Genomic DNA, 22,761 nt, shown 5'->3' on the forward strand with positions numbered 1-22,761 from the left:
CCAGGTTCGAGAAGCGCGCGTGAAGTCTCGCAGCGTTAACCTTTACCAAACCTGCGGAAATAAAAATCAATCACCTCAATCTGGTGAGAAAACAGGGGTCGAATCCAGCCATTCGAAGATAACGGTGGAATCCAAGCCCACCACCACGCGCACCGTCACAATGGCCGCGTGCTACCCCGGACAGGCAGGCAATCCGGACCTGGGCACCTGCCAGGAGCAGAACGAGAAGTTCTGCCCCGAGGGGAGCGAGTGGGTCATGTCGAAGACCACGGATACCGCTGCACCCGACGGCCCGGTGGACTACGGCAACCCCATCTGCACGGGCACCGGCACCGGCCCGGCTCCCATCGGCGCCGCAGGCGACGCCGCTCCCCCGGTCACCATCGACGAAGTCCGCACCCTCCTGGTCCTGGAGCCGACGATCGAGTCGGACAACGCCGGCCGCGGCGTCCGCAACGCGGAGACCAACTTCTACACCCTCGCGCAGCCGGTCTCCCTGACCACGACCATCGCCGGCCAGGACATCGAACTCCGCGCCACGCCCGTCACCTTCCACTGGACCTACGGTGACGGCACCGGCACCGTGACCACCCACGACGGAGGCCACGCGCAGCCCGAGTTCAACGTGCCCACCCCCACGAGCCACGTCTACGAGGACACGGGGTCCTACACGGTCGGCCTGACCACGGTGTATGTCGGCGAGTACCGGGTGGCCGGCGGCGAGTGGCAGCTGATCCCCGGCACCATCACCCTGGACGCCGCCCCGGTCACCGCGGACATCTGGCGCACGGTCACGCGCAACGTCGCCGAAGACTGCGGCGCCGACGCCTCCGCGTGGGGCTGCACCGGGCCCATCGACGCCCCGGACGGCGGCTGAAGGCCGCTCCTCGGCTCACCTCCGGGCGCCCCACCCGGCCCACCTCAGAGGAGTCGCTCCTGCACCTCGCCGGGCTCCTCGATCAGCTCCGGGCCGTTGTTCCGCACGTTCCCCACGGCCGAGCCCACCGGGCGCAGGCGCCACCCCGACGCCACGCCGTACGCCTGCGCGCACACCTCGTCCACGAGCAGTTCGGCCTCCTCTGCCGACCCGAGCTTCCCGGGCTCCAGCCAGCGGGCCATCGCCTCGGCTCCCAAGGGCACGGGCAGCCGGTCGTGCAGCTCCCCCAGCTCCGCCAGCAGCGGATCCTCCGCCTCCATGTTCGGCGCCGCCATCGTCAGGATCGACGTCGAGAGCACCCACGCGTCCTCTCCCGCGGCTTTCGCTTCCGGGTCCTGCCACCACTCGTAGAGCCCGGCGAACCAGATCACGGGCCCCTCGCCGTCACCGGCGCCGGCCGGGTGCACGTAGAAGGGCTGCTTCTCGGCGGCCTTCCCGTCGGCTCCCTTCGCCCCGGGCTCCGGCTTCTTCCACTCGTAGTACCCCTCCACCGGCACCGCGCAACGGCGCGAACGCACGGCCGCCCGGAACGTCGGCTTCTGTGCCACCGTCTCGGACCGGGCGTTGAACGCCCGCGACCCCACGGACAGCTCCTTCGCCCACGGCGGAACGAGTCCCCACCGCGCCACGTGCAGCTCGCGCCGCACCTCCCCGTCGGGCGCCTCGCCCCCGCCAGACGCCCCCGAGCCGTCCCCGTCCACCGCCCGCTCCAGTAGGATCGGCACGTCCGCCGTCGGGGCCACGTTCCAGTTGGGCCGCAGTTCGAGCGTCTCATCGGGCAGCATGCCGCCGCCCAGCCTGACGAGGTCACCGGCCGCCCGGGCCATCACATACCGTCCGCACATGCCCCCCAGTGTGCCCCACCACAACGGGGTCGCCGCCGGTCCCCACCGGATGCCGCCCCGGCCTCGAGTGTGGTGGGATGGACACCGAGTCACCCCCACTGCACAAGGAGTCAGCGTGCCACAGAAGGTCCGCGGCGTCGTCGCCATGGCGAAGGACGCCCCCGTCAGCATCGAGACCATCATCATCCCCGACCCGGGACCGGGAGAGGCCGTCGTCGACGTCAAGACGTGCGGCGTGTGCCACACGGACCTGCACTATGTGCAGGGCGGCATCGGCGACGAGTACCCGTACCTGCTCGGCCACGAGGCGACCGGCGTGGTCTCGGCGATCGGCGAGGGCGTCACCCACGTGGCCGTCGGCGACACCGTGATCCTCAACTGGCGCGCCGTGTGCGGCGAGTGCCGCGCGTGCAAGAAGGGCCAGCTCGAGTACTGCTTCGCCACGCACAACGCCGCCCAGAAGATGACCCTCGAGGACGGCACGGAGCTCTCCCCCGCCCTCGGCATCGGCGCCTTCGCTGACAAGACCCTCGTCCACGCCAAGCAGTGCACCACGGTGGACGGCGTGGACGGCGTCGAGGAGCAGGCCGCCGTGGGCCTGCTGGGCTGCGGCGTCATGGCCGGCATCGGCGCCGCCATGAACACCGGCGCGGTCAAGCGCGGCGAGTCCGTGGCCGTCATCGGCTGCGGCGGCGTGGGCGTCGCCTCGATCGCGGGCGCGAAGCTCGCCGGGGCCACCACGATCATCGCGGTGGACATCGACGACAAGAAGCTCGCCAAGGCCACCGAGCTGGGCGCCACCCACACGGTGAACTCCAAGGAGCAGGACCCGGTGGAGGCCATCCGCGCCGCGACGGGCGGCTTCGGCGCCGACGTCGTCATCGAGGCCGTGGGCCGCCCCGAGACCTACGAGCAGGCGTTCTACGCGCGCGACCTCGCCGGCCGCGTGGTGCTGGTGGGCGTGCCCACCCCGGACATGCAGCTCACCCTGCCGCTGCTCGAGATGTTCGGCCGCGGCGGCGCCCTGAAGTCCTCGTGGTACGGCGACTGCCTGCCCGAGCGCGACTTCCCCATGCTGGTGGAGCAGTACCGCCTGGGCCGCCTGCCCCTGGACGAGTTCGTCACCGAGACCGTCGCCCTCGACCAGGTCGACGAGGCCTTCGAGACCATGAAGTCCGGCGACGTCCTGCGCTCGGTGGTGGTGCTCTGATGGCCGCGCGCATCGACCACGCCGTCACCTCCGGCACGTTCTCCCTCGACGGCGAGACGCACCAGGTGGACAACAACGTGTGGGTCGTCGGCGGCGCGGAGGAGTGCGTCGTCATCGACCCGGCGCATGATGCCTCCGCCGTGTGGAGGAAGGTGGCCGGCCGCCAGGTGGTGGCCATCCTCCTCACCCACGGCCACGACGACCACATCCGCCAGGTCCAGGAGTTCCGCCAGATGGTGGACGCCCCCGTGCTGATGCACCCGGCCGACCGCATGCTGTGGGACGCCGTCTTCCCCGACGACGCCCCCGACGGCGACCTGACCGACGGCGACGTGATGCGTGTGGCTGGCGTCGAGCTGCGCGTGCTCCACACGCCCGGGCACTCCCCCGGCTCCGTGTGCCTCCACGCCCCGGACCTCGGCGAGCAGGACGACGACGGCACCCCCACCGGCGTGCTGTTCTCCGGCGACACGCTCTTCCAGGGCGGGCCCGGCGCCACGGGCCGCTCGTACTCGGACTTCGACACGATCATCGAATCGATCCGCGAGCGCCTGCTCACGCTGCCGGAGTCCACGGTGGTCCACACGGGCCACGGCGGCTCGACCCGCATCGGGGACGAGAAGCCGCACCTGAAGGAGTGGATCGAGCGGGGTCACTGAGCCCCGTGGACACCCTGACGGACGCCGCGCGCGTCGTCCTCCTCGGAGGTGCCTCCGGCTCGGGCAAGTCCTACCTCGCCCGGCGCTACGGGCGCCCCCACCTCCCGCTGGACGCGTTCTACTTCCAGCAGTCCGACGACGGCGGCGGCTCCGGCCCCGTCTTCCCGCGCACCCCCTACGGGGAGATCGACTGGGACCACCCCGGAACGTGGAACGAGCAGGCCGCGGTGGACGCCGTCGTCGAGCTCCTCGAGGAGGGCGTCACCCGCGTCCCCGACTACGACATCTCCACGTCCTCCGTGCTCGGCCATACCGCCGTCTTGCTGGAACCGGACGGCGTGATCGTGGCCGAGGGCATCTTCGCGGAGGAGATGCCGGCGGCGCTCACCCGCGCGGGCGTCCCGTTCGAGGCCTGGTACATCGACCAGTGGCGGGGGACGACGGCGGTGCGCCGGTTCGGCCGCGACGTCGCCGAACGGCGCAAGCCGGTCCCGTTCCTGGTGCAGCGGGGCTGGGCGCTGTACCGCACGGACGCGGAGCGCCGCGCGCATGCGCTCGCGGCCGGTTTCGCGCCGCGGTCAAAGGCACGGCTGAAGCGCGAACTCGCGGCGCTGGCCATGACGGGCGCAGTGGGCGGGGTGGGGGGCTCCGCGTGAGCAGCCGCCACGTCTCCACCGTGATCGCCGCCGACACCGCCCTCGTGGCGCGCCTCGCGGGCGTCGACGGCGCTCAGACGTCCACGACGCCGCGCCCCTGCCCCTGCGCCCACGCCGCGTACTCGTCACGCAGGGCGACCGTGAACGCCGGCACCGCGGCCCCGGGTCGCACGTCGTCCGCCCCGCCGACGGTCCGCGGGTCCATCTCGAGCCCGAGCGCGCGGTAGACGTCGGTGAGCACGGCGCGCAGCGGGGAGGCGTCGGCGACCACCACGTGGGTGGAGAACAGCCACGCCCCCTTGACCACGCGCTGCGCCGAGCCGGCCAGCTTCACCGGATGCCCGGGTGCCGGCCCCTGCACGGAGAATTCGCCCGGGCAGTACTCCCTTGGGATCTCCCCCACGGATGACTCGACCCCCATCCGCGCGAACGCCCGCACGAACAGGTCCGCGAACTCGGAGAACCGTGCCTGCTGGCGCACCCCGGCGTCCTCCTCGAGGGCGAGGTGGTCCACCACCACGCAGCCGTGGTGGTAGGCCGCCGCCCGTCCCCCGGCCCGGCGCGTCACGGGCGCGAAGCCATGGGCACGGCACGCGTCGACGGCGGACGCGTGCCCGGTCAGCCGGGTGTCGCGCTGGCCGAAGGCCACGGTGGGCTCCGGCACGTAGACCCGGATCAGGTCGGCCATCGGCGTGCCCGCCGCCGCGGCCGCCCGGAACTGGCCGAGCGCGTCCATGGCCCAGTCGAGGTCCTCGGTCGCGCCCAACGACTCACCCTGCACGAACCAGCGGACCCCCTGGGGCGCCGCGCCCTCCCCGGGCTGCTTCAGGCGACCACCGTCCGCGGCGTCCGACGCCTCGTCCCTCGATCCGTCCGTCGGTCCGGACCCGCTCACGCCTCTGGCCACGGGCGCACGGTCAGGGTCTGCTCGGCGTGGGCGAAGGGGCCGCCGTCGTCGTGGAGCACGGAGGAGGTGAGGCCCACGCCGTCCGGGCCCACGGTGACCTGGTTGGCGATGCCCAGCCAGGAGCCCGCCGGCTGGCGGTACAGGTGGATCTGCAGATCCACGTTCGGGAAGAACCAGCCGCCCGGCTTGGGCGGCAGCACCGGCGCGATGCCGTTCGCCGCGTCCGCCAGTCCGATCAGGCGCACGAGGTCCGTGGTGGTCTCCCCGTCCACCATCGCGACGTCCGAGGTCAGCCAGACGCGGCCGTGGCCGGGCTCGTGGCCGGGGGCCTCGAGTCCGTCGAGGCTCGCGATGAAGCCGCCGCCCCACCCGGACAGGGCTCCCTTGCCGGCGCACTCCTCGCGCGGGGTGAGCAGCTCGTCGGGGATGTTCAGGGCGGCGGACGTGTCCGTCGTCGTGAGCAGCCACGCGCGGCAGGTCAGGACGGCCCGCTCGCGGGCGGTGAGCACGGACTCCACGAGCTCGATCGTCTTGCCCGGGCGGATCACACGGGTCTCCACGTGCAGGTCGCCGGACCAGAGGGTGCCGAGGATCTCGAAGCTCAGGCGAGCGATCCGCAGGCCGTCCTTGCCGAACTCCGCCTGGATCTCATGGACGAGCAGCGCGGACACGGCCGCCATGTGCATCTCCTCGGGCCGCCACGCGCCCTGAGCGTGCACGGTGGAGCGGACGTCGGCGATGCGCACACCCTCCTCGGTGGTGCGGGGATCGGCGGTGCGGACGTAGTACGCGCGGGGCTCAGCGCCGGTCTCGGCGCCGGCGTCGTGGGCATCAGTGGTCATGCCCGGCAGTCTGCCAGAACGACGCCGGCCGGTCGCCTCCGTGGGGAGACGACCGGCCGGCGTCGAGTGGGGCGCGGCAGGACCGCGCGACGAGCCTCCGCTCAGCGGCGCATGACCCGGCGGGCGATCCCGTTGCCTGCCAGCTGCAGCGCCTGGACGAGCACGATGACGACCGCGACGGCGAGCCACGTGATCTCGGGGCGGAACCGGTTGTACCCCTCGACGATGGCGAAGTTGCCGATGCCGCCGCCACCGATGATGCCGGCCATGGCGGACATGTCCACGAGGGAGATGATCACGAACGTGAAGCCGAGGATCAGCGGGCCGAGGGCCTCGGGGAGCACCACGGTGCGGATGATCCGCATCCGGGAGGCGCCCATGGCCCGGGCCGCCTCGATCACGCCGGGGTCCAGCGAGACGAGGTTCTGCTCCACGATGCGGGCGATGCCGAACGTGGAGGCCCAGATCATGCAGAACACGACCGCCGTGTTGCCGATGCCGATGCCGACCACCTGGATGGTGAGCGGCTGCAGGGCGGCGATGAGGATGACGAACGGGATCGGCCGGATGAGGTTGACCACGAAGTTCATCGCGGCGTAGGCCACCCGGTTGGCGTAGATGCCGCCCGGCCGCGTGGTGTACAGCACCATGCCGACGAGCATGCCGAGGATGCCGCCGAGCAGGAAGGCCCACCCCACCATGTAGAGGGTGTCGCCGATCGCGGAGAGCAGCTCGGGGCCGTAGTAGTCCCAGTCGAGGTTCTGGATGTCCTGGATCACGGGTGCTGCACCTCCTGCACGTCCCCGGCGCCTGCCAGGTCCGCGACGAACGCCTCGACGGCGGCCGGCTCACCCGTGAGCGCCACGGTGAGCAGGCCGTAGGCCGAGTCCTTGGTGGCGGACATGCCGCCGTGGACGATCTCGAATCCCACCCCGCGCTGTGCGGCGGTGCCGAGCACCCCGGACACGGCGGCGGCGTCCTTGAGGGACACCATCACCAGGCGGCCGGCGGTGCGCTCGCGGATGCGGGCGACCTCCTCCGCCGTGGGGCGGTCCTTCAGGGCGGTGGCCACGAAGGACGCGGCGTCGGCCGAGTGGGCCGGACGGGAGAAGAGGTCGTAGACCTTCCCCGACTCCACCACACGGCCGGTGTCCATCACGGCCACGCGGTCGGCGATCGAGCGGATGACCTCCATCTCGTGGGTGATGGCCACGATCGTCACGCCGAGCTCCTCGTTGACGCGCCGCAGCACGGTGAGGACCTCCTGGGTGGTGGAGGGGTCGAGGGCGCTCGTGGCCTCGTCGGCCAGGAGGATCTCCGGCTCGGCGGCGAGCGCGCGGGCGATGCCCACGCGCTGCTTCTGCCCGCCCGAGAGCTGCTCGGGGTAGTGCCGCGCCTTGTCGGCCAGCCCGACGAACTCGAGGAGCTCCGCGACGCGGGCCTTGCGGTCGCCCCGCGGCCACCCGGCCGTGGCGAGGGCGTACTCCACGTTCCCCGCCACGGTGCGGGAGGTGAGCAGGTTGAACTGCTGGAACACCATGCCGATCCGTGTGCGCAGGGGTCGCAGGCGCGCCTCGGAGAGGTGCGAGACCTGCTCGCCGAGCACGGTGACCGTGCCCGACGTCGGCTTCTCCAGCCCGTTGATCATGCGGATCAGGGTGGACTTGCCGGCACCGGAGAACCCGATGACGCCGAAGACCTCACCGCGGCGGACGGACAGGGAGACGTCGTCCACCGCCGTGACCTCGCGGCCGCCGGTGGCGAACACGCGACTGACGTGGTCGAAGACGATGATGTCCTCCCCCGGGGCGCCCTGCGTGGCGCGCCCCGGGGCCCCGGCGGCCGTGACGGCCGCCGGGTGCTCAGGGGTGTGCGAACCGGTCACCGGCTCAGGCACCCTGCTTCGCGATGGCATCCTGGTACTGCTTCAGGGTCTCGTCGATCTGCCCCTCGTCCAGCTTCACCGGCACCGAGGTGTCCGAGGAGAGCTTGGCGGACTCGGCGAGCACGCGCTCGTCGTGGTACAGGTCCGCGACGATCTTGTAGGTCTCGTTCTCGCGGTCCGCGCGGCGCACCGCGAAGCCGTTGACGAAGGGCTTGGCGGAGTCGGCCTGCGGGTCGTCCTTGAACAGGGCGGTGGTCGTGTCGATGCCCGCGTCCGCGGAGAAGGTGTTGTTGATGATCGAGCCGGCCACCGACTCGAGCGCGTTGACGGTCTGCTGCGCCGCCACGGGCTGGACCTTCACGAGGGAGGCGGCCTCGTCGATGTCACGGACCTCGGGGCGGATCGTGTCGTTCTTGAGCTTCAGCAGGCCCGCTGCCACCAGGACGTTGATCGCGCGCGCCTGATTGACGGTGTCGTTCGGGATCGCGACGGCGTCGCCCTTCTGGAACTCCTTGAGGTCCTTGTACTTCTTGGAGTAGAGCGGCAGCGGGATGATCTCCGTGGTGCCGATGAGGGTGAGGTCCTTGCCGGAGGCCTGGTTGTAGTCGGCCAGGTAGGCGATGTGCTGGAACCAGTTCATGTCCACGTCGCCGTTGTCCAGCGCGGGGTTGGGCTGCGTGTACTCGGTGAAGTTGCGGATCTCGACGTCGATGCCGTGCTCCTCCTTGGCGATCTTGGCCAGGAGGCGGTGGGTCTCGTTCTCCGAGACGACGCCGATGCGCACCTTCTTCGCGTCGCCCGAGCCCGAGGCGGAGGAGCCCTTGTTCTCGGACTGGGAGTTGCACGCGGTGAGAGCGAGGGCGCCGACGGCGGCCAGGGAGAGGCCGGCGAAGGAGCGGCGGGTGATGTTCTGCGTCATGGGGTTCTCCTCGATGAGGTGGCGCCCGCTGGGGGCGGTGGGACGGCTGTGGGCGCGGCACGGCGGGCCAGAGGGGCCGGAGCGCGTGGCGCAGGAGGGGCGTGGCTCGCCCCGGGCCGATGGCCGGGGTTCCTTTCGACGATGCTCTTGCCCGTCCTCCAGCCACCGCACTGTGCCCCGTCAGGGGCCTCCGTGCGGCGGAGGGGGGCCGCTTCTCGGTCCGATGCCACCCGTGAACATGGGGTTGGCGAGCGGCTCGTCGTGGGACCACGTGGTCCCGCCGGTGGGGCGGGGCCGAAAGCCGCTTCTCCTGAAGCTGACGCCGATCCTATCGCAGGATGGTCCGGCCTTTCCGGCAGGTGGTCACCTGATGTCGCAGAACGTCACGGACGGCCCACCGGAGACACAGACGACGCCGGCCACCCGCCTCCGTGAAGGAGGCGGACGGCCGGCGTCGTGGGTCCGTGCGGAGAGACGCCGCGGGTCAGCGCGGGATCAGAAGTCCCAGTCCTCGTCCTCAGTGTTCTCGGCCTTGCCGATCACGTAGGAGGAGCCGGAGCCGGAGAAGAAGTCGTGGTTCTCGTCCGAGTTCGGGGAGAGCGCCGAGAGGATGGCCGGGTTCACGTTGGTGACCTCGGCCGGGAACATCGGCTCGTAGCCCAGGTTCATCAGGGCCTTGTTGGCGTTGTAGTTGAGGAACTTCTTCACGTCCTCGGCCAGGCCGACGGCGTCGTAGAGGTCGTGGGTGTACTCGACCTCGTTCTCGTACAGCTCGAAGAGCAGCTCGAAGGTGAAGTTCTTCAGCTCCTCGCGGCGCTCGGCGGGCAGCGCCTCGATGCCGCGCTGGTACTTGTAGCCGATGTAGTAGCCGTGCACGGCCTCGTCACGGATGATCAGGCGGATCAGGTCCGCCGTGTTGGTCAGGCGCGCCCGGGAGGAGAGGTACATGGGCCAGTAGAAGCCCGAGTAGAAGAGGAAGGACTCCAGCAGGGTCGAGGCGATCTTCTTCTTGAACGGGTCCTCGCCGTCGTAGCGGTCGACGACGATCTGCGCCTTGCGCTGCAGGTTCTCGTTCTCGCGGGACCAGCGGAAGGCCTCGTCGATCTCCTTCGTGGAGGAGAGCGTGGAGAAGATCGAGGAGTAGGACTTCGCGTGCACGGACTCCATGAACGCGATGTTCGTCAGGACGGCCTCCTCGTGCTGCGTCAGCGCGTCCGGGATGAGGGACACGGCACCGACGGTGCCCTGGATGGTGTCCAGGAGGGTGAGGCCGGTGAACACGCGCATGGAGAGCAGGCGCTCGTCGTCGGTCAGGTGGGCCCAGGACTGAACGTCGTTGGACAGCGGCACCTTCTCCGGCAGCCAGAAGTTGTTGACGAGGCGGTTCCAGACCTCCACGTCCTTCTCGTCCTGGATGCGGTTCCAGTTCACGGCCTCGACGAGGTGGTGCTTCACGGAGGGTCCGTGGGCGTGCTGGTCCTGGGTCGCGGTCATGTCGCTTCACGTCCTTCTAGAGCAGAGATCGGCGGATTCACGCCGTTGTCGGGCACATCTGGGCTTGACGCCAGTGGCTCGTTCCGATGAGCCAGTCTAGCCGTGTCGGCTCTCTCCGGCCCTACCCGAGGACGGCGATGGCCGGTGACCTCCGCTACCTCCTCGGGAGCCCGGAGACGTCCCGGCGAATGACATGGCCGATCCGCCGTCACCCATGTCAATCCAGGATCGACCTCCCCGGCGGCCGCCACGACTACGCTCCCCCTCATGCACGACTCCCTTCGCCCCACCCGCTCGCTCGTCGCCATGCTGCGCAATCCGAGGATCCGCCGCGCCGTCGCGGCGCTGCTGTCCGGGACCGACGTCGCCGAGGAGCACCGCGGGCCGCTGAAGGCGGCTGCCGCCGTCGGCCTCGCCTCCCCCGACGACGACGGCGCGCCCGTGCTGCGCGAGGCCTTCCTCGCGGACGCGGTCGCCGCCCTGGACCGCAGTCTCGGCCCGCTGGCCGTGCTCGAAGGCGAGCGCATCGACGTCCCCGACCTCCCGCTCGACGTGGTCGACGGCGCGGTGCGCGCCGTCGCCGAGCGCGTCCTCTCCCCCGGCGAGCGGATCGGCGAGGCGAGGCTCAACGACCGGCTCGCCCTGTTCGTCGCCGACGCGGCGTTCTTCCGGCGGCACGCGTGCGACCTGGGCGTCCTGGCCCGCGAGGCGGACGGCTCGGCATACTGGCGGGCGTGAGCGGCCCGGCCGAGCCCCCGCCCTCCGGCGTGCACCCGTCCGTGGGTCAGAGCATGCAGGACACGCAGCCCTCGACCTCGGTTCCCTCCAGCGCGAGCTGGCGCAGGCGGATGTAGTAGATCGTCTTGATGCCCTTCTTCCACGCGTAGATCTGCGCGCGGTTCAGGTCACGCGTGGAGGCGGTGTCCTTGAAGAACAGCGTTAGGGACAGGCCCTGGTCCACGTGCTGCGTGGCGGCGGCGTACGTGTCGATGATCTTCTCGTAGCCGATCTCGTACGCGTCCTCGTAGTACTCGAGGTTGTCGTTGGAGAGGAACGGTGCCGGGTAGTACACGCGCCCGAGCTTGCCCTCCTTGCGGATCTCGATCTTCGAGGCCACCGGGTGGATGGAGGACGTCGAGTTGTTGATGTAGGAGATGGAGCCCGTGGGCGGCACCGCCTGCAGGTTGCGGTTGAAGATGCCGTGCTCCATGACGGCGGCCTTCAGCGCGCGCCAGTCCTCCTGGGTGGGGACGGCGATCCCGGCGTCGGCGAAGAGCTGTGCCACCCGGGCGGTGGCCGGCTTCCACTCGGCGTCCGTGTACGTGTCGAAGAACTCCCCCGAGGCGTACGTCGAGTCCTCGAAGCCGCCGAAGCGCTGGCCGGTCTCCATGGCGATCCGGTTCGAGGCGCGCAGCGCGTGGAACAGCACGGAGTAGAAGTAGATGTTCGTGAAGTCCACGCCCTCCTCCGAGCCGTAGTGCACGCGCTCGCGGGCGAGGTAGCCGTGGAGGTTCATCTGCCCCAGGCCGATCGCGTGGGAGGCGGCGTTGCCCTTGGCGATGGACGGCACCGACTGGATGTCGCTCATCACGGACACGGCGGTCAGCGCGCGGATGGCCGTCTCCACGGAGAGGCCGAAGTCCGGCGAGTCCATGGTCTTGGCGATGTTCATGGAGCCCAGGTTGCAGGAGATGTCCTGGCCGATGTGCTCGTAGGTGAGGTCCTCGTTGTACGCGGAGGCCTCGGAGACCTGGAGGATCTCGGAGCAGAGGTTGGACATCGTGATGCGGCCCTTGATGGGGTTCGCGCGGTTCACGGTGTCCTCGAACACCACGTACGGGTAGCCCGACTCGAACTGGATCTCCGCGATGGTCTGGAAGAACTCGCGCGCGTTGATCTTGGTCTTCTTGATCCGCGCGTCGTCGACCATCTCGTAGTACTTCTCCGTCACCGAGATCTCGGAGAACGGCACGCCGTAGACGCGCTCGACGTCGTAGGGCGAGAAGAGGTACATGTCCTCGTTGCGCTTGGCCAGCTCGAACGTGATGTCCGGGATGACGACGCCGAGCGAGAGGGTCTTGATGCGGATCTTCTCGTCCGCGTTCTCGCGCTTGGTGTCGAGGAAGCGGTGGATGTCCGGGTGGTGCGCGTGCAGGTACACGGCGCCGGCGCCCTGGCGCGCGCCGAGCTGGTTCGCGTAGGAGAAGGAGTCCTCGAGGAGCTTCATCACGGGGATGACGCCGGAGGACTGGTTCTCGATCTGCTTGATGGGCGCGCCGTGCTCGCGGATGTTGGTGAGCGAGAGGGCCACGCCGCCGCCGCGCTTGGACAGCTGCAGGGCGGAGTTGATGCCGCGCGCGATGGACTCCATGTTGTCCTCGATGCGCAGCAGGAAGCAGGAGACGAGCTCGCCGCGCTGCTTCTTGCCCGCGTTGAGGAACGTGGGGGTGGCCGGCTGGAAGCGGCCGGAGATCATCTCGTCCACCAGGTGGGTGGCCAGCTCCTGGTCGCCGCGCGCCAGGTGGAGCGCGACGACGGCCACGCGGTCCTCGTAGCGCTCCAGGTAGCGCTTGCCGTCGAAGGTCTTGAGCGCGTAGGACGTGTAGAACTTGAAGGCGCCGAGGAACGTGGGGAAGCGGAACTTCGCCTTGTACGCGCGGGCGAAGAGCTCGCGGACGAACTCGAACGGGTACTGGTCGAACGTCTCGGTCTCGTAGTAGTCGTTCTTCTGCAGGTACTCGAGCTTCTCCTCGAGGTCGTGGAAGAACACCGTGTTGGTGTTCACGTGCTGCAGGAAGTACTGGCGCGCGGCGGCGTGGTCGGCCTCGAACTGGATGCGCCCGTCCGCCCCGTAGAGGTTCAGCATGGCGTTCAGCTCGTGGTAGCCGAGCCCCTGCCACTCGGGGGGCATGCTCTTGGCCCCGCGGATCAGGTCCTGTTCGGTGACGGTCATGGCTGGAGTCCTTTCAGGCCCTCCCGGACGGCGGTGACGTCGTCGGGGGTGCCCATGAGTTCGAACTTGTACATCAGGGGGACCTGGCACTTGCGGGCGATGATGTAGCCCGCGAGGCAGTAGCCCTCATGGAAGTTGGTGTTCCCGGAGGCGATGACCCCGCGGATCAGCGCGCGGTTGCCCGGGACGTTCAGGAATTTGATCACCTGCTTGGGCACCGCCCCGTCGCCATCTCCCCCGCCGTAGGTGGGGGTGAGGAGGACGAACGGGGCGGTGGCGCCCAGCGTGGGCTCCCGGGTGTGCAGCGGCAGTCGTGCCGCGCGGCCGGTGGGCAGCTCCAGCTTCTGGACGAAGCGGTGGGTGTAGGCGGAAGCGGAGGAGAAGTAGATCAGCCCCGCGTCGGTGGGGGTGAGGCCCTGCGCCTGTGCGGACCGGATGTGGGTCTGGTCCGCAGGGGTGGGGCTCATGGCGCGGTCTGTGGGGATCAGGCCACCGAGGCGGCCACGGAGGCGGCCAGCTCGTCGATCTTGTCCGGGCGGAAGCCGGACCAGGAGTCGGTCTCCGTCATCACGACGGGGGCCTGCATGAAGCCGGCGGCGCGCACGCGCTCGAGGGCGGCCGGGTCCTGGGACATGTCCACGACCTCGTAGGCGATGCCCTTCTTGTCCAGCGCGCGGTAGGTGGCGTTGCACTGCACGCAGGCGGGCTTGGTGTACACGGTGACGGTCATGCGGCTTCCCTGTTCCTTCGATCCTCGTGGGCCCGTGAGGGGCCCGAAATGACGTCTCCCTGGTGAACGGGAGGTGTTCTGTCCGGTCCCGATCGATACTACATCTAGTGATGCCGGAGCCTGCGCATCCCTAGATGTAGTAGTGACACGGATGTAATTCCACGGGTGGGACTGTCCCCAGAGCTGTCCACAGCGGGCACCCGGCGGCGATCCGCGCGGGCATGCGGGACACGCCGAGAGGCTGTGCGAGATGTCCACAGGCGGTGGGTTCAGCGGCCCGGGAAACGCACAGCCCGAAGGTCTGGTCCACCACATCCGGGCCCGGCGTGTCGGGGGTCCGGAGGGCACAAGATGTGGGCGGGGTCGGAGAGAGGCGGTGCGGACGGACATCTCCGTGCCCCCCCTCCCCCCGCGAAGAGGGCTGGCGCCTGAGCGGGCCGGTGCGGCCTCGGATCGGGCTCGATGGGGACGCGGCCTGCCGGAACTTCAGATCCCGGCAGCGCGGTCCGGACCTGCCTCCCCGCCCCGCGGAGCACCTACGGTGGACGCACTGACCTCACGACCCGAAAGGAACAGCCATGCCCTCCGTGCTCTTCGTCCTCTCCGCCTCCGACCACTGGACCCTGAAGGACGGCACCCGCCACGACACCGGCTTCTGGGCCGAGGAGTTCGTGGCTCCCCACGACGTCTTCGCGGAGGCCGGGTGGGACATCACCCTGGCCACCCCCGGAGGCGTCACCCCCACCGTGGACAGGACCAGCCTCGGCGTGATGGGCGGACTGCCCTGGAAGACCGCGCAGCTGAAGAAGGACCTCGAGCGCCTCGCGCCCCTCCTGGAGCACCCGCGGGCGCTCGCGGACGTGGACGAGGCGGCGTACGACGTCGTCTTCTACCCGGGCGGCCACGGCCCCCTCGAAGACCTCGCGAAGGACCCGGTGTCCGGGGAGCTGCTCCGGGCACGCATGGCCGCCGGCCGCACGACCGCGTTGCTGTGCCACTCCCCCGCCGCCATGCTCGCCGCCCCCGGTGAGGGGGCGGACTGGCCGTTCCACGGCTACGCCATGACCGGCTTCTCCAACGCCGAGGAGAAGATCGCCGGCCTCGCGGACAAGGCCCCGTGGCTGCTCCAGGACGAGCTGGAGCGCCGCGGCGCCGACGTCTCCACGACGACCATCCCCTACCGCCCCCACGTGGTGGTGGACCGCAACCTCTACACGGGGCAGAACCCCCAGTCCTCGGAGCCCCTCGCCGAGCGGATCCTCGCGGACCTGACCCGCTGACGGCCCGCCCGGCTCACCCCGGCCGCCGTCGTGGTGTGAGGGTGCGCCGGCACCGGCCAGCCACCCCACGGCGGCGTCGCCGGTCTGCACCGTCACCGGCGTGGCGTGGGCACCCGGTCGACGGTCTCGGCCTGGCGGTCATCATCGATCCCGCGGGCGTACGGATCGCCAGGCCTGAGGCTGCATGCCCTGCCACTCACCCATGAATCCCGGCATGGAATACGCCTCATGGAGCGGCGTGTTGCACGGACCATGACCACCTCCCCCACCATCACCCGCGACGACGACGCCTCCCGCTACGAGCTGCACGACGGCACCACGCTCCTGGCGGTCCTGGACTACCGGGACAACGGGACGGACGTCGCCCTCACCCGTGCGTTCACGGTCCCCACCTTCCGCGGCCAGGGCCACGCGGCCACGCTCACCGCAGGCGCTGTGGCCGACATCGCCGAACGCGGGGGCGCCGCGGGCGGCCGACGCGTCGTGCCGCTGTGCTGGTACGTGGCGCAGTGGTTCGATGAGCACCCCGAGCAGTCCCACCTGCTCGGGCCGCGCTGACCCGCACCCTTCACCGCGCTGCGCGAACCGCGCACGCCCGGCGGCGGCGATGTGGTCGTCGACCGGGAAGGAAAGGTGCCCCGCCACTGGGGCGGGGCGCGCGGTCAGCCGTCCGTGGCCGACGGGGACGGCGACGGGCCGGGCGTGGGCCGGGCGGTGTCCGCGGGGCTGGGCGTGGGGGACGGCGACGGCTTGGTCCGGGCGTAGGCGGACTGCTCCGCCTGGACGGACTGCAGCAGCGAGGGCGTGCGGTCCACGTTCCCTCCGTCGGCGCCGCCCCCCTCGATCTTGATGGGACCGGTGAATCCGGACGGGCGCGCGGTGGGCGTGCCGTCCGCGCCGATGGCGCCCTTCTGGGCGAGGAGCTCCACCAGGCGCTGCATGGCCGTCCGGTTCTGGTCCAGGATGCCCTGGGCCGCCTTCTTGCCCGAGTCATCCGTGCCGGACTGCAGCTCGTTGCCCGCGACCGTCACGGCCCCCTGGAGCAGGCGGTGCAGCTGAAGGAGGTAGGTGCGGTCCGCGTCCTCTCCCCCGACGCTCTCCAGTGCAGCCCTGTCCGAGGCGGTCAGCAGGCCGGCCCGCATGTCCGCGGTGTCCTGAGCGGACAGCTGGGCCTCCTCCTCCCCCGGGGACAGGGTCGAGGACTCCTCGGCGGACGGCTCCGGCTCCTCCTCGGGCACGGCCGCGCCCCAGCCCTCGAGCAGGCGGCTCAGCTCATCGATGCGCGCGGCGTGCTGGTCCCGCACTCCCTCGGCGATGTCACGCACCTCCTGGTCCACGTCCTCCTTGGCGAGGAAGGCCTCGGACAGCCGGACCGCCTGGCGGTGGTTGCGCACCGTCATGGTGGCGAAGTCGATGTCCCCCTGCAGGGGGTTCAGGCTCGTGTGGGTGGGCGTGGAGAGCACGCCGTCGAGGTAGGTGTTGGCCGAGCCGGACGCGGCGGGCACCTCCTCGCTCGCCGTGCAGCCGGCCAGCGCCACGGCCAGGCCGGCGCCGGCGACCGCCGCGGTCCAGCGCCGCCGTCGTGCGGGGGCGGAGGCGTGGGGGGCACGGTGCATGGCTGGCGGTCCTCTCGGCGGGCGGCGCCCGCAGGAGTCACGGGCGTTCCGGCGCGGTGGAGCCCGCTCCGGCCCTCACAGGGTACCCCCGCAGATCCCGGCTCTCACGCGACCCGGTCCGCCTGCACCACCCAGTTGTTCAGCGAGTATCCGGTCATCCCGGACCCCTCCACCAGCTCGCATGTGATCAGCGTGACCGCGTTCCCGGGCACGTCCAGCTTCCACGCCCACGCCCATTCCTCGTCCTGGGTGAAGGCCGTCTTGTCCGCGGAGACCGCGTCGTCCTGGATGCGGAAGGCCGCCTGGGTGCCGTCGTCGTAGGAGATCACGACGGCGTCTCCCGCGCGCGCCTCCTGGAGCCGGTAGAAGACGTCCTTGGAGCCGGAGTGGATGATGTGGCCGGCGAGCACGCCGGGGTAGCCCGACCGCTCGCCCGGCGTCGTGGACCACTGCGGGGGCCCGTACCATCCGACGGTCTGCGGAGTGGGGTTGATCTCGCCGTCGTCCCGCATCTGGGTGAGCTCGATCGAGGCGCCCACGATCTGCTCGGCGCTGCGATCCGGCCCGCGGTACACCGCCACGTGCACGGGGGCGGCGGCGATGTCCTCCCAGGGGGCGGCGGGCCCGGTCAGCAGCCCCGACGCGGAGGCCGTGGAGGAGGACGGGGCCTCATTCGGGGTCGGTGTGGCCGGGGCGGTCGTGGGGGCCGGGGCGCTCGTGGCGGCCGGGGCGCTGGACGCCGGGGCGGTCGTGGGGGCCGAGGCCACCGCGTTGCCCGTGGACGCGGTGGAGGCCGGGGCGCTCGACGACGTCGTGACGGACGCCGACGATGCCGTGGCAGAGGCGGACGACGATCGTTCGGTCGGCGTCGGGCCGGCCGAGGCGGTGTCGCTCGACGAGGCCGAGGTGGATGCGGCACTCGGCGGAGCGCTGATCGGGGTGTCGCCGAGGGCCAGGCCCCCGCGCACCGCGAACCAGACGGCCGCGATGCAGGCCAGCAGCAGGACGGCCCAGAGGCCCCGCTTGACGTTCGTGCTCATCGACCGCTCCCTCATGCGTGGTGGTGTCGGCGTCGATCATGTCAGGCCCGGGCCACCGACGCCGCGTCCCGCCGGCAGCGTCACGACACCGTGACGCGACCCGCCGAGCAGGGAACGCGCGGCGTCGCCCGTCTCCACCCTCTCGGGGACGGTGTGACCGTCGCCCTCGACGGCCGGCTCGGCCGGCTCGGCAGGATCGGCCGGATCGGCCGGATCGGCAGGCTCGATCGGGGTCGGCGTGGACTCACCGGGGAGGTCCAGCACGTCCACCGTGAACTCGACCGTGCGGGTGACGTCGCCGGAGGTCATCTGCACGGTGAAGGTGTCGCGTCCCAGGAAGTCCTCGTCCGGGGTGTAGCCGTCGCTGGACGCGCCGATCACGACGGTGCCGTGCTCCGGCCTCTTGATGAGCGTCGCGTCGATCGCGACCGGCACACCCGCGTCATCGACGGTCAGCGGCTCCTCCACCGTGGCGTTCTGGTCGGTGGTCACGGATCAGGTGCCCACGGTCGCCCACGCCTCGAAGGGGATGAGCTCATCCGCCTCGATGTCGGTGAAGTTGCCCTCGTCGTCGAACGCACCCCCGAAGGCCAGCTGGCCGTCGCCGTAGACGGAGAGCTCGAACCCGGCGGTCAGCTCGTCGCCCAGGGCCTCCGCGAGGGTCTCCGCCGTGAGGACGCCGGTGTCGGTCACCGTGTCGAACTCGAACGGCACGGACACCTCCTCGCCGGCGGCCGTGGTGACGATGATCGTGACGTCGGCGGGGTCGACGTTGTCCACCAGCCGGAAGCGGTCAGACGCGCGGTGGCGGTGGCCTTCATGGGTCCCCTCCGGAGGCTGGTGATGTGCACGACATGGAGACTGCGGTGCATCGGACGCGTCTGGGCCCCGTTCCGCGCGGTGGGCCACACGCTCACCTGATGCTCGACGGTGCGAGATGCGGGCCAGGGGCGGGCCGGTCCGGATACCGCGAGCGCGCGAACGAGCGCAGTCGGCCGGCCAGGTCTTCGAGGGTCTCGGCCGAGTAGTGGTCCCGCTGCCACGCAGCGTGCAGTCGAACGAGGAGGTCGCGTCCCTGGGCCACCACCCGCAGGGGCACGAGGTCGAACGCCGGGTCGTCGGTCACCACCGCCACCCCGCTGCCCGTGGCCACGAGTGCCTGCGCGACGCGGCCCGAGTTCGCCTCGGTCAGGTCCGGTGCCGTGAGGCCTGCGACGTCGAGGGCGCCGTCGAGCACCCGCCGGGACATGAAGCTGCGCGAGGGCGCCACGAGCGGCTCCGCGGCCAGCTCCTCGAGGGCGACGGACCGCCGCGCGGCCCACGGGTGGCCGGGCGCCACGTACGCCCACAGGGGCAGGTCGACCAGGGCCGTCGAGGCGATCGTGGGCCGCGGGCTCGAGGGCATCACGACGAGGTCGTGGTTCGTCACCGCCTCCTCCAGGGACACGTCGAGAGGCGTCTCGGCCACCTTCGCCCGCGGCTGGCCCGCCCCGAGGGTGGCCACGAACGGGATGACGACGTCGATCAGCGTGGTGCCGGGCGCGGCGATGCGCACGTCCATGAGGCGCCCGGCGGCGATGGTCCGCGCGGCCTGCTCGGCAGCCGCGTGCTCGGCGAGGACCCGCCGGGCGACGGGGAGGAACGCCTCTCCCGCGGGGGTGAGGACGATCCCCGTGCCGGCACGGGCCACGACGTCCAGGCGCACCTCGCGCTGGAGACGCTGCAGCTGACGGCTCACGGCGGACTGCACCAGGCCCCTCCGCTCGGCGGCAGCGGTCACCGTGCCGGACTCAGCGACGGCGACGAAGGTGGCGAGGAGGCGGGCGTCCATGACAGATGAGCATAGAGGCCATCCCCGCTGCTCATTGGACGACATGCCCGGGTGCGCCGGATCATGGAGCCACGCGCCCCCCGCACGGGGCGCGCCCCCATCCCCAGCTCCCCTCGCGCGGAGCCTCACAGGCGAGGTGCCACCCATGACCCAGTCCCCCCTCTCGGCCGAGGGCGTCGAGCAGTCCCGTCTCCTGGCCACCCCCGTGCCCGGCCCCAGGTCCCAGGCGCTCGCGGAGCGCCAGGCGGCCTCCGTGCCCGCCGGCGTCGCGACCACCATGCCCGTGTACGCCGCCCGTGCCGCCGGCGGCATCGTCGAGGACGTGGACGGCAACCGCTTCATCGACCTCGCCTCGGGCATCGCCGTGACCTCCGTGGGCGCTGCCCACCCGCGCGTCGTGAAGGCCGTGCAGGAGCAGGTGGCTCAGTTCACGCACACCTCGTTCATGATCACGCCCTACGAGGGCTACATCGCCGTGGCAGAGGCCCTCGGGCGCATCGCGCCGATCTCCGGGGAGACCCGCACGGCCCTGTTCAACTCCGGCGCCGAGGCCGTGGAGAACGCCGTCAAGGTGGCCCGCTCCTTCACCGGCAAGCAGGCGGTGGCCGCGTTCGACCACGCCTACCACGGCCGCACCACCCTCACCATGGCGCTGACCGCCAAGAACATGCCGTACAAGCAGCACTTCGGCCCGTTCGCCCCCGAGGTCTACCGCGTGCCGGGGTCGTACCCGTTCCGGGACGGGCTGGACGGCGCCACGGCGGCGAAGCACGCCATCAGCGCCCTCGAGAAGCAGATCGGCGCGGACAACCTGGCCGCCGTCATCATGGAGCCCATCCAGGGCGAGGGCGGCTTCATCGTCCCGGCCGAGGGCTTCCTGAAGGCCGTGGTGCAGTGGTGCAAGGACAACGGCGTGCTGTTCATCGCCGATGAGGTGCAGTCCGGCTACGCGCGCACCGGCCAGTGGTTCGCCTCCGAGTTGGAGGGCATCGAGCCGGACCTGATGACCACCGCCAAGGGCATCGCCGGCGGCATGCCGCTCTCCGCCGTGACCGGGCGCGCCGAGATCATGGACACCGTGCACCCGGGCGGCCTGGGCGGCACCTACGGCGGCAACCCGGTGGCCACGGCCGCCGCACTCGCCGTCATCGAGGCCATCGAGGAGGACGGGCTGCTCGCGGAGGCGCAGAAGATCGAGACGATCATCCGCGAGCACTTCGAGCAGAACCCGGACCCCCGCATCGGGGAGATCCGCGGCCGCGGCGCCATGATGGCCGTCGAGTTCGTGGACCCCGCCACCGGCGAGCCCGACGCGAAGCTCACCAACGCCGTGGCGGCCGCCGTGCGCCAGGCCGGCGTCATCCTGCTCACGTGCGGCACCTACGGCAACGTGGTCCGCTTCCTGCCCCCGCTGACCATCGGCGAGGCGCTGCTGCGCGAGGGGCTGGCCGAGGTGAGCGCGGCGCTGAAGAGCGCCTGACGCCGCAGGCCCCGCCTCCGGGACCGCGCCGGCCCCGTCCCTCCGATCGGAGGGGCGGGGCCGGCGTGGTCCCGGAGTCCTCAGCGCTCCACGTAGAGCAGCTGCTTGTTCACGAACTCGTCCATGCCGAGCGGACCGAGCTCTCGGCCGAAGCCGGAGTTCTTCACGCCGCCGAAGGGGATCTCGGCACCCTCGCCCGCGGGCGTGTTGACGTTGGCCATGCCCACCTCGAGCCGCTCCGCCACGGAGCGGGCCGTCGCCTCGTCCGCGGAGAACACGGCACCGCCCAGGCCGTACGGGGAGTCGTTCGCGAGACGCAGGGCCTCGTCGGCGTCGCTCACGCGGTACACGACGGCCACGGGGCCGAAGAGCTCCTCGCGGTACGCGTCCATCTCCTCGGTCACGCCGGTGATGACGGCTGGGGCGAAGTACGCGCTGGTCTCGTCGCGCAGCGTGCCGCCCACGTGGACGGTGGCGCCCTGCTCCGTCGCCTTCGCGACCTGGGCGGCGAGGCCCTCGGCCGCGGAGCGGGAGGAGAGCGGCTGGTAGACGGTCGCGTCGTCGGAGGAGGTCTCCCCCGGCGTCATCGCCGAGGCGAGGCGGACGAGCTCGGCCACGAAGTCGTCGAACACCTCGTCCGCCACGATCATGCGCTTGTTCGAGTTGCACGCCTGGCCCATGTTGTACATGCGGGTGGCCCACGCGGTGCGGGCGTCCTCGGCGGGGTCCACCGAGTCCAGGATGATGTACGGGTCCGATCCGCCGAGCTCCAGCACCGCCTTCTTGAGGTGCTGGCCGGCCTGTGCGCCGATGATCGCGCCGGCCCGCTCGGACCCTGTCAGGGAGACGCCGCGCACGCGGTCGTCCGCGATGATCTGCGCGATCTGGTCGTGGTCCGCGAACAGGGCGGTGTACACGCCCGCCGGCACGCCCGCCTCGTCCATGATGTCCTGGATCGCCCGCGCGGAGCGGGGGCAGATCTCGGCGTGCTTGAGCAGGATCGCATTGCCCGTCATGAGGTTCGGCGCCGCGAACCGCGCCACCTGGTAGTACGGGAAGTTCCACGGCATGATCCCGAGCAGCACGCCCAGGGCGGCATGGCGGATGACCGCCGTGCCGCCGGAGAACGTCTCGATCTCTCGGTCCGCCGCCAGCTCCGGTCCCTTGCGGGCGTAGTAGCCGAAGATGTCCCGGGAGAACTCGGCCTCCTCCACGCCCTCGGCGTGGCGCTTGCCCATCTCCGCGGAGATGATGCGGGCCAGCTCCTCCTTGCGCTCCTCGAACAGGTCGGCCACGCGCTGCACGACGGCGGCGCGCTCCTCGATCGGGCGGGCCGCCCATTCCTGCTGGGCCTGCGCGGCGCGGGCGATCGCCGCGTCGACGCGCGCGGCGTCGTCGGTGGGCACGGTCTCGACGACCTCGCCCGTGCTCGGGTCCTCCACGCGGTAGCCCGCGCGGGTCTTGTCCTGCGACATGT

24 protein-coding genes are annotated in these 22,761 nt (G+C 71.1%); 8 read left to right on the forward strand and 16 right to left on the reverse strand.

Annotation, left to right across the window (positions count from 1 at the left end; all coding sequences use genetic code 11):
- The first annotated feature begins 124 nt into the window (after positions 1 to 124).
- The gene (locus NJC10_RS04590; RefSeq protein ID WP_319074872.1) at positions 125 to 877 is read left to right on the forward strand and encodes a PKD domain-containing protein; all 753 of its coding nucleotides are present in this window, start codon (positions 125 to 127) and stop codon (positions 875 to 877) included.
- A 44-nt stretch (positions 878 to 921) separates the two neighbouring features.
- Here NJC10_RS04590 and NJC10_RS04595 read toward each other — a convergent pair whose 3' ends face one another.
- Positions 922 to 1,782 carry an SOS response-associated peptidase gene (locus NJC10_RS04595; RefSeq protein WP_319074874.1) on the reverse strand — a complete coding sequence of 287 codons (861 nt, stop codon included), beginning with the start codon at positions 1,780 to 1,782 and terminating at the stop codon, positions 922 to 924.
- Between the two features lie 115 nt (positions 1,783 to 1,897).
- Between NJC10_RS04595 and NJC10_RS04600 the strand changes: the two genes are divergently transcribed.
- From NJC10_RS04600 to NJC10_RS04610, 3 genes are read left to right on the forward strand one after another with little or no spacing between them, the layout of a single operon-like run.
- On the forward strand, positions 1,898 to 2,992 hold the full coding sequence (locus tag NJC10_RS04600; RefSeq protein WP_298986320.1) for an S-(hydroxymethyl)mycothiol dehydrogenase: 1,095 nt from the start codon (positions 1,898 to 1,900) through the stop codon (positions 2,990 to 2,992).
- Complete coding sequence (locus NJC10_RS04605; RefSeq protein ID WP_319074877.1) at positions 2,992 to 3,651, forward strand: MBL fold metallo-hydrolase; 660 nt, start codon at positions 2,992 to 2,994, stop codon at positions 3,649 to 3,651. Before NJC10_RS04600 ends, NJC10_RS04605 begins: the two co-directional genes overlap by 1 nt.
- 5 nt (positions 3,652 to 3,656) lie before the next feature.
- Positions 3,657 to 4,307 (forward strand): uridine kinase, encoded by a 651-nt coding sequence (locus tag NJC10_RS04610; protein WP_319074879.1) that lies wholly within the window; start codon positions 3,657 to 3,659, stop codon positions 4,305 to 4,307.
- A gap of 73 nt (positions 4,308 to 4,380) precedes the next feature.
- On the opposite strand, the gene NJC10_RS04615 is transcribed toward NJC10_RS04610, so the two are convergent.
- The 6 genes from NJC10_RS04615 to nrdF all read right to left on the reverse strand — a co-directional run bounded on the left by NJC10_RS04615 (position 4,381) and on the right by nrdF (position 10,354).
- Positions 4,381 to 5,136: a biotin/lipoate A/B protein ligase family protein gene (locus NJC10_RS04615; RefSeq protein WP_413466396.1), complete on the reverse strand. Its 756-nt coding sequence runs from the start codon at positions 5,134 to 5,136 to the stop codon at positions 4,381 to 4,383.
- A gap of 62 nt (positions 5,137 to 5,198) precedes the next feature.
- Positions 5,199 to 6,056, reverse strand: coding sequence for a thioesterase family protein (locus NJC10_RS04620; RefSeq protein WP_319074882.1), 858 nt, complete (start codon positions 6,054 to 6,056; stop codon positions 5,199 to 5,201).
- A 101-nt stretch (positions 6,057 to 6,157) separates the two neighbouring features.
- Entirely contained in the window at positions 6,158 to 6,835 is a 678-nt protein-coding gene (locus NJC10_RS04625; protein ID WP_319074883.1) for a methionine ABC transporter permease, read from the reverse strand.
- Positions 6,832 to 7,941, reverse strand: a complete 1,110-nt coding sequence (locus NJC10_RS04630; RefSeq protein ID WP_319074885.1) for a methionine ABC transporter ATP-binding protein — start codon at positions 7,939 to 7,941, stop codon at positions 6,832 to 6,834. The genes NJC10_RS04625 and NJC10_RS04630 overlap by 4 nt, the downstream gene beginning before the upstream one ends.
- Before the next feature lie 4 nt (positions 7,942 to 7,945).
- Positions 7,946 to 8,860 (reverse strand): MetQ/NlpA family ABC transporter substrate-binding protein, encoded by a 915-nt coding sequence (locus NJC10_RS04635; protein ID WP_319074887.1) that lies wholly within the window; start codon positions 8,858 to 8,860, stop codon positions 7,946 to 7,948.
- A 495-nt stretch (positions 8,861 to 9,355) separates the two neighbouring features.
- The gene (nrdF, locus tag NJC10_RS04640; RefSeq protein WP_248116850.1) at positions 9,356 to 10,354 is read right to left on the reverse strand and encodes a class 1b ribonucleoside-diphosphate reductase subunit beta; all 999 of its coding nucleotides are present in this window, start codon (positions 10,352 to 10,354) and stop codon (positions 9,356 to 9,358) included.
- A gap of 267 nt (positions 10,355 to 10,621) precedes the next feature.
- Here nrdF and NJC10_RS04645 point away from each other — a divergent pair, with 267 nt between their 5' ends.
- A complete protein-coding gene (locus tag NJC10_RS04645) occupies positions 10,622 to 11,092 on the forward strand; it encodes a DUF2087 domain-containing protein (RefSeq protein WP_319074890.1) in 471 nt (156 codons plus the stop codon).
- A 46-nt stretch (positions 11,093 to 11,138) separates the two neighbouring features.
- On the opposite strand, the gene nrdE is transcribed toward NJC10_RS04645, so the two are convergent.
- From nrdE to nrdH, 3 genes are read right to left on the reverse strand one after another with little or no spacing between them, the layout of a single operon-like run.
- The gene (nrdE, locus tag NJC10_RS04650; RefSeq protein WP_413466397.1) at positions 11,139 to 13,265 is read right to left on the reverse strand and encodes a class 1b ribonucleoside-diphosphate reductase subunit alpha; all 2,127 of its coding nucleotides are present in this window, start codon (positions 13,263 to 13,265) and stop codon (positions 11,139 to 11,141) included.
- Between the two features lie 38 nt (positions 13,266 to 13,303).
- A complete protein-coding gene (gene nrdI / locus NJC10_RS04655; protein WP_319074892.1) occupies positions 13,304 to 13,774 on the reverse strand; it encodes a class Ib ribonucleoside-diphosphate reductase assembly flavoprotein NrdI in 471 nt (156 codons plus the stop codon).
- Between the two features lie 17 nt (positions 13,775 to 13,791).
- A complete protein-coding gene (nrdH, locus tag NJC10_RS04660) occupies positions 13,792 to 14,037 on the reverse strand; it encodes a glutaredoxin-like protein NrdH (RefSeq protein ID WP_319074893.1) in 246 nt (81 codons plus the stop codon).
- 578 nt (positions 14,038 to 14,615) lie between these two features.
- Here nrdH and NJC10_RS04665 point away from each other — a divergent pair.
- Positions 14,616 to 15,317, forward strand: a complete 702-nt coding sequence (locus NJC10_RS04665) for a type 1 glutamine amidotransferase domain-containing protein (protein ID WP_319074895.1) — start codon at positions 14,616 to 14,618, stop codon at positions 15,315 to 15,317.
- A gap of 252 nt (positions 15,318 to 15,569) precedes the next feature.
- Entirely contained in the window at positions 15,570 to 15,875 is a 306-nt protein-coding gene (locus NJC10_RS04670) for a GNAT family N-acetyltransferase (RefSeq protein WP_319074897.1), read from the forward strand.
- Between the two features lie 104 nt (positions 15,876 to 15,979).
- On the opposite strand, the gene NJC10_RS04675 is transcribed toward NJC10_RS04670, so the two are convergent.
- From NJC10_RS04675 to NJC10_RS04695, 5 genes are all read right to left on the reverse strand, one after another.
- A complete protein-coding gene (locus tag NJC10_RS04675; RefSeq protein ID WP_319074899.1) occupies positions 15,980 to 16,933 on the reverse strand; it encodes a DUF305 domain-containing protein in 954 nt (317 codons plus the stop codon).
- 104 nt (positions 16,934 to 17,037) lie between these two features.
- Positions 17,038 to 17,973 carry a class F sortase gene (locus NJC10_RS04680; RefSeq protein WP_319074901.1) on the reverse strand — a complete coding sequence of 312 codons (936 nt, stop codon included), beginning with the start codon at positions 17,971 to 17,973 and terminating at the stop codon, positions 17,038 to 17,040.
- A gap of 36 nt (positions 17,974 to 18,009) precedes the next feature.
- Positions 18,010 to 18,465 carry an Ig-like domain-containing protein gene (locus NJC10_RS04685; RefSeq protein ID WP_319074903.1) on the reverse strand — a complete coding sequence of 152 codons (456 nt, stop codon included), beginning with the start codon at positions 18,463 to 18,465 and terminating at the stop codon, positions 18,010 to 18,012.
- A 3-nt stretch (positions 18,466 to 18,468) separates the two neighbouring features.
- Positions 18,469 to 18,753: a hypothetical protein gene (locus tag NJC10_RS04690; RefSeq protein WP_319074905.1), complete on the reverse strand. Its 285-nt coding sequence runs from the start codon at positions 18,751 to 18,753 to the stop codon at positions 18,469 to 18,471.
- 133 nt (positions 18,754 to 18,886) lie between these two features.
- Entirely contained in the window at positions 18,887 to 19,804 is a 918-nt protein-coding gene (locus NJC10_RS04695; protein WP_319074907.1) for a LysR family transcriptional regulator, read from the reverse strand.
- A gap of 145 nt (positions 19,805 to 19,949) precedes the next feature.
- On the opposite strand from NJC10_RS04695, the gene gabT reads away from it, so the two are divergent.
- Positions 19,950 to 21,284, forward strand: a complete 1,335-nt coding sequence (gabT, locus tag NJC10_RS04700) for a 4-aminobutyrate--2-oxoglutarate transaminase (protein ID WP_319074909.1) — start codon at positions 19,950 to 19,952, stop codon at positions 21,282 to 21,284.
- A gap of 80 nt (positions 21,285 to 21,364) precedes the next feature.
- On the opposite strand, the gene NJC10_RS04705 is transcribed toward gabT, so the two are convergent.
- Entirely contained in the window at positions 21,365 to 22,759 is a 1,395-nt protein-coding gene (locus NJC10_RS04705) for an NAD-dependent succinate-semialdehyde dehydrogenase (protein WP_319074910.1), read from the reverse strand.
- Between the last annotated feature and the right edge of the window lie 2 nt (positions 22,760 to 22,761).

Origin of the sequence: Micrococcus sp. M4NT (genome assembly GCF_033790745.1) — a bacterium.
Taxonomy (GTDB): Bacteria; Actinomycetota; Actinomycetes; order Actinomycetales; family Micrococcaceae; genus Micrococcus.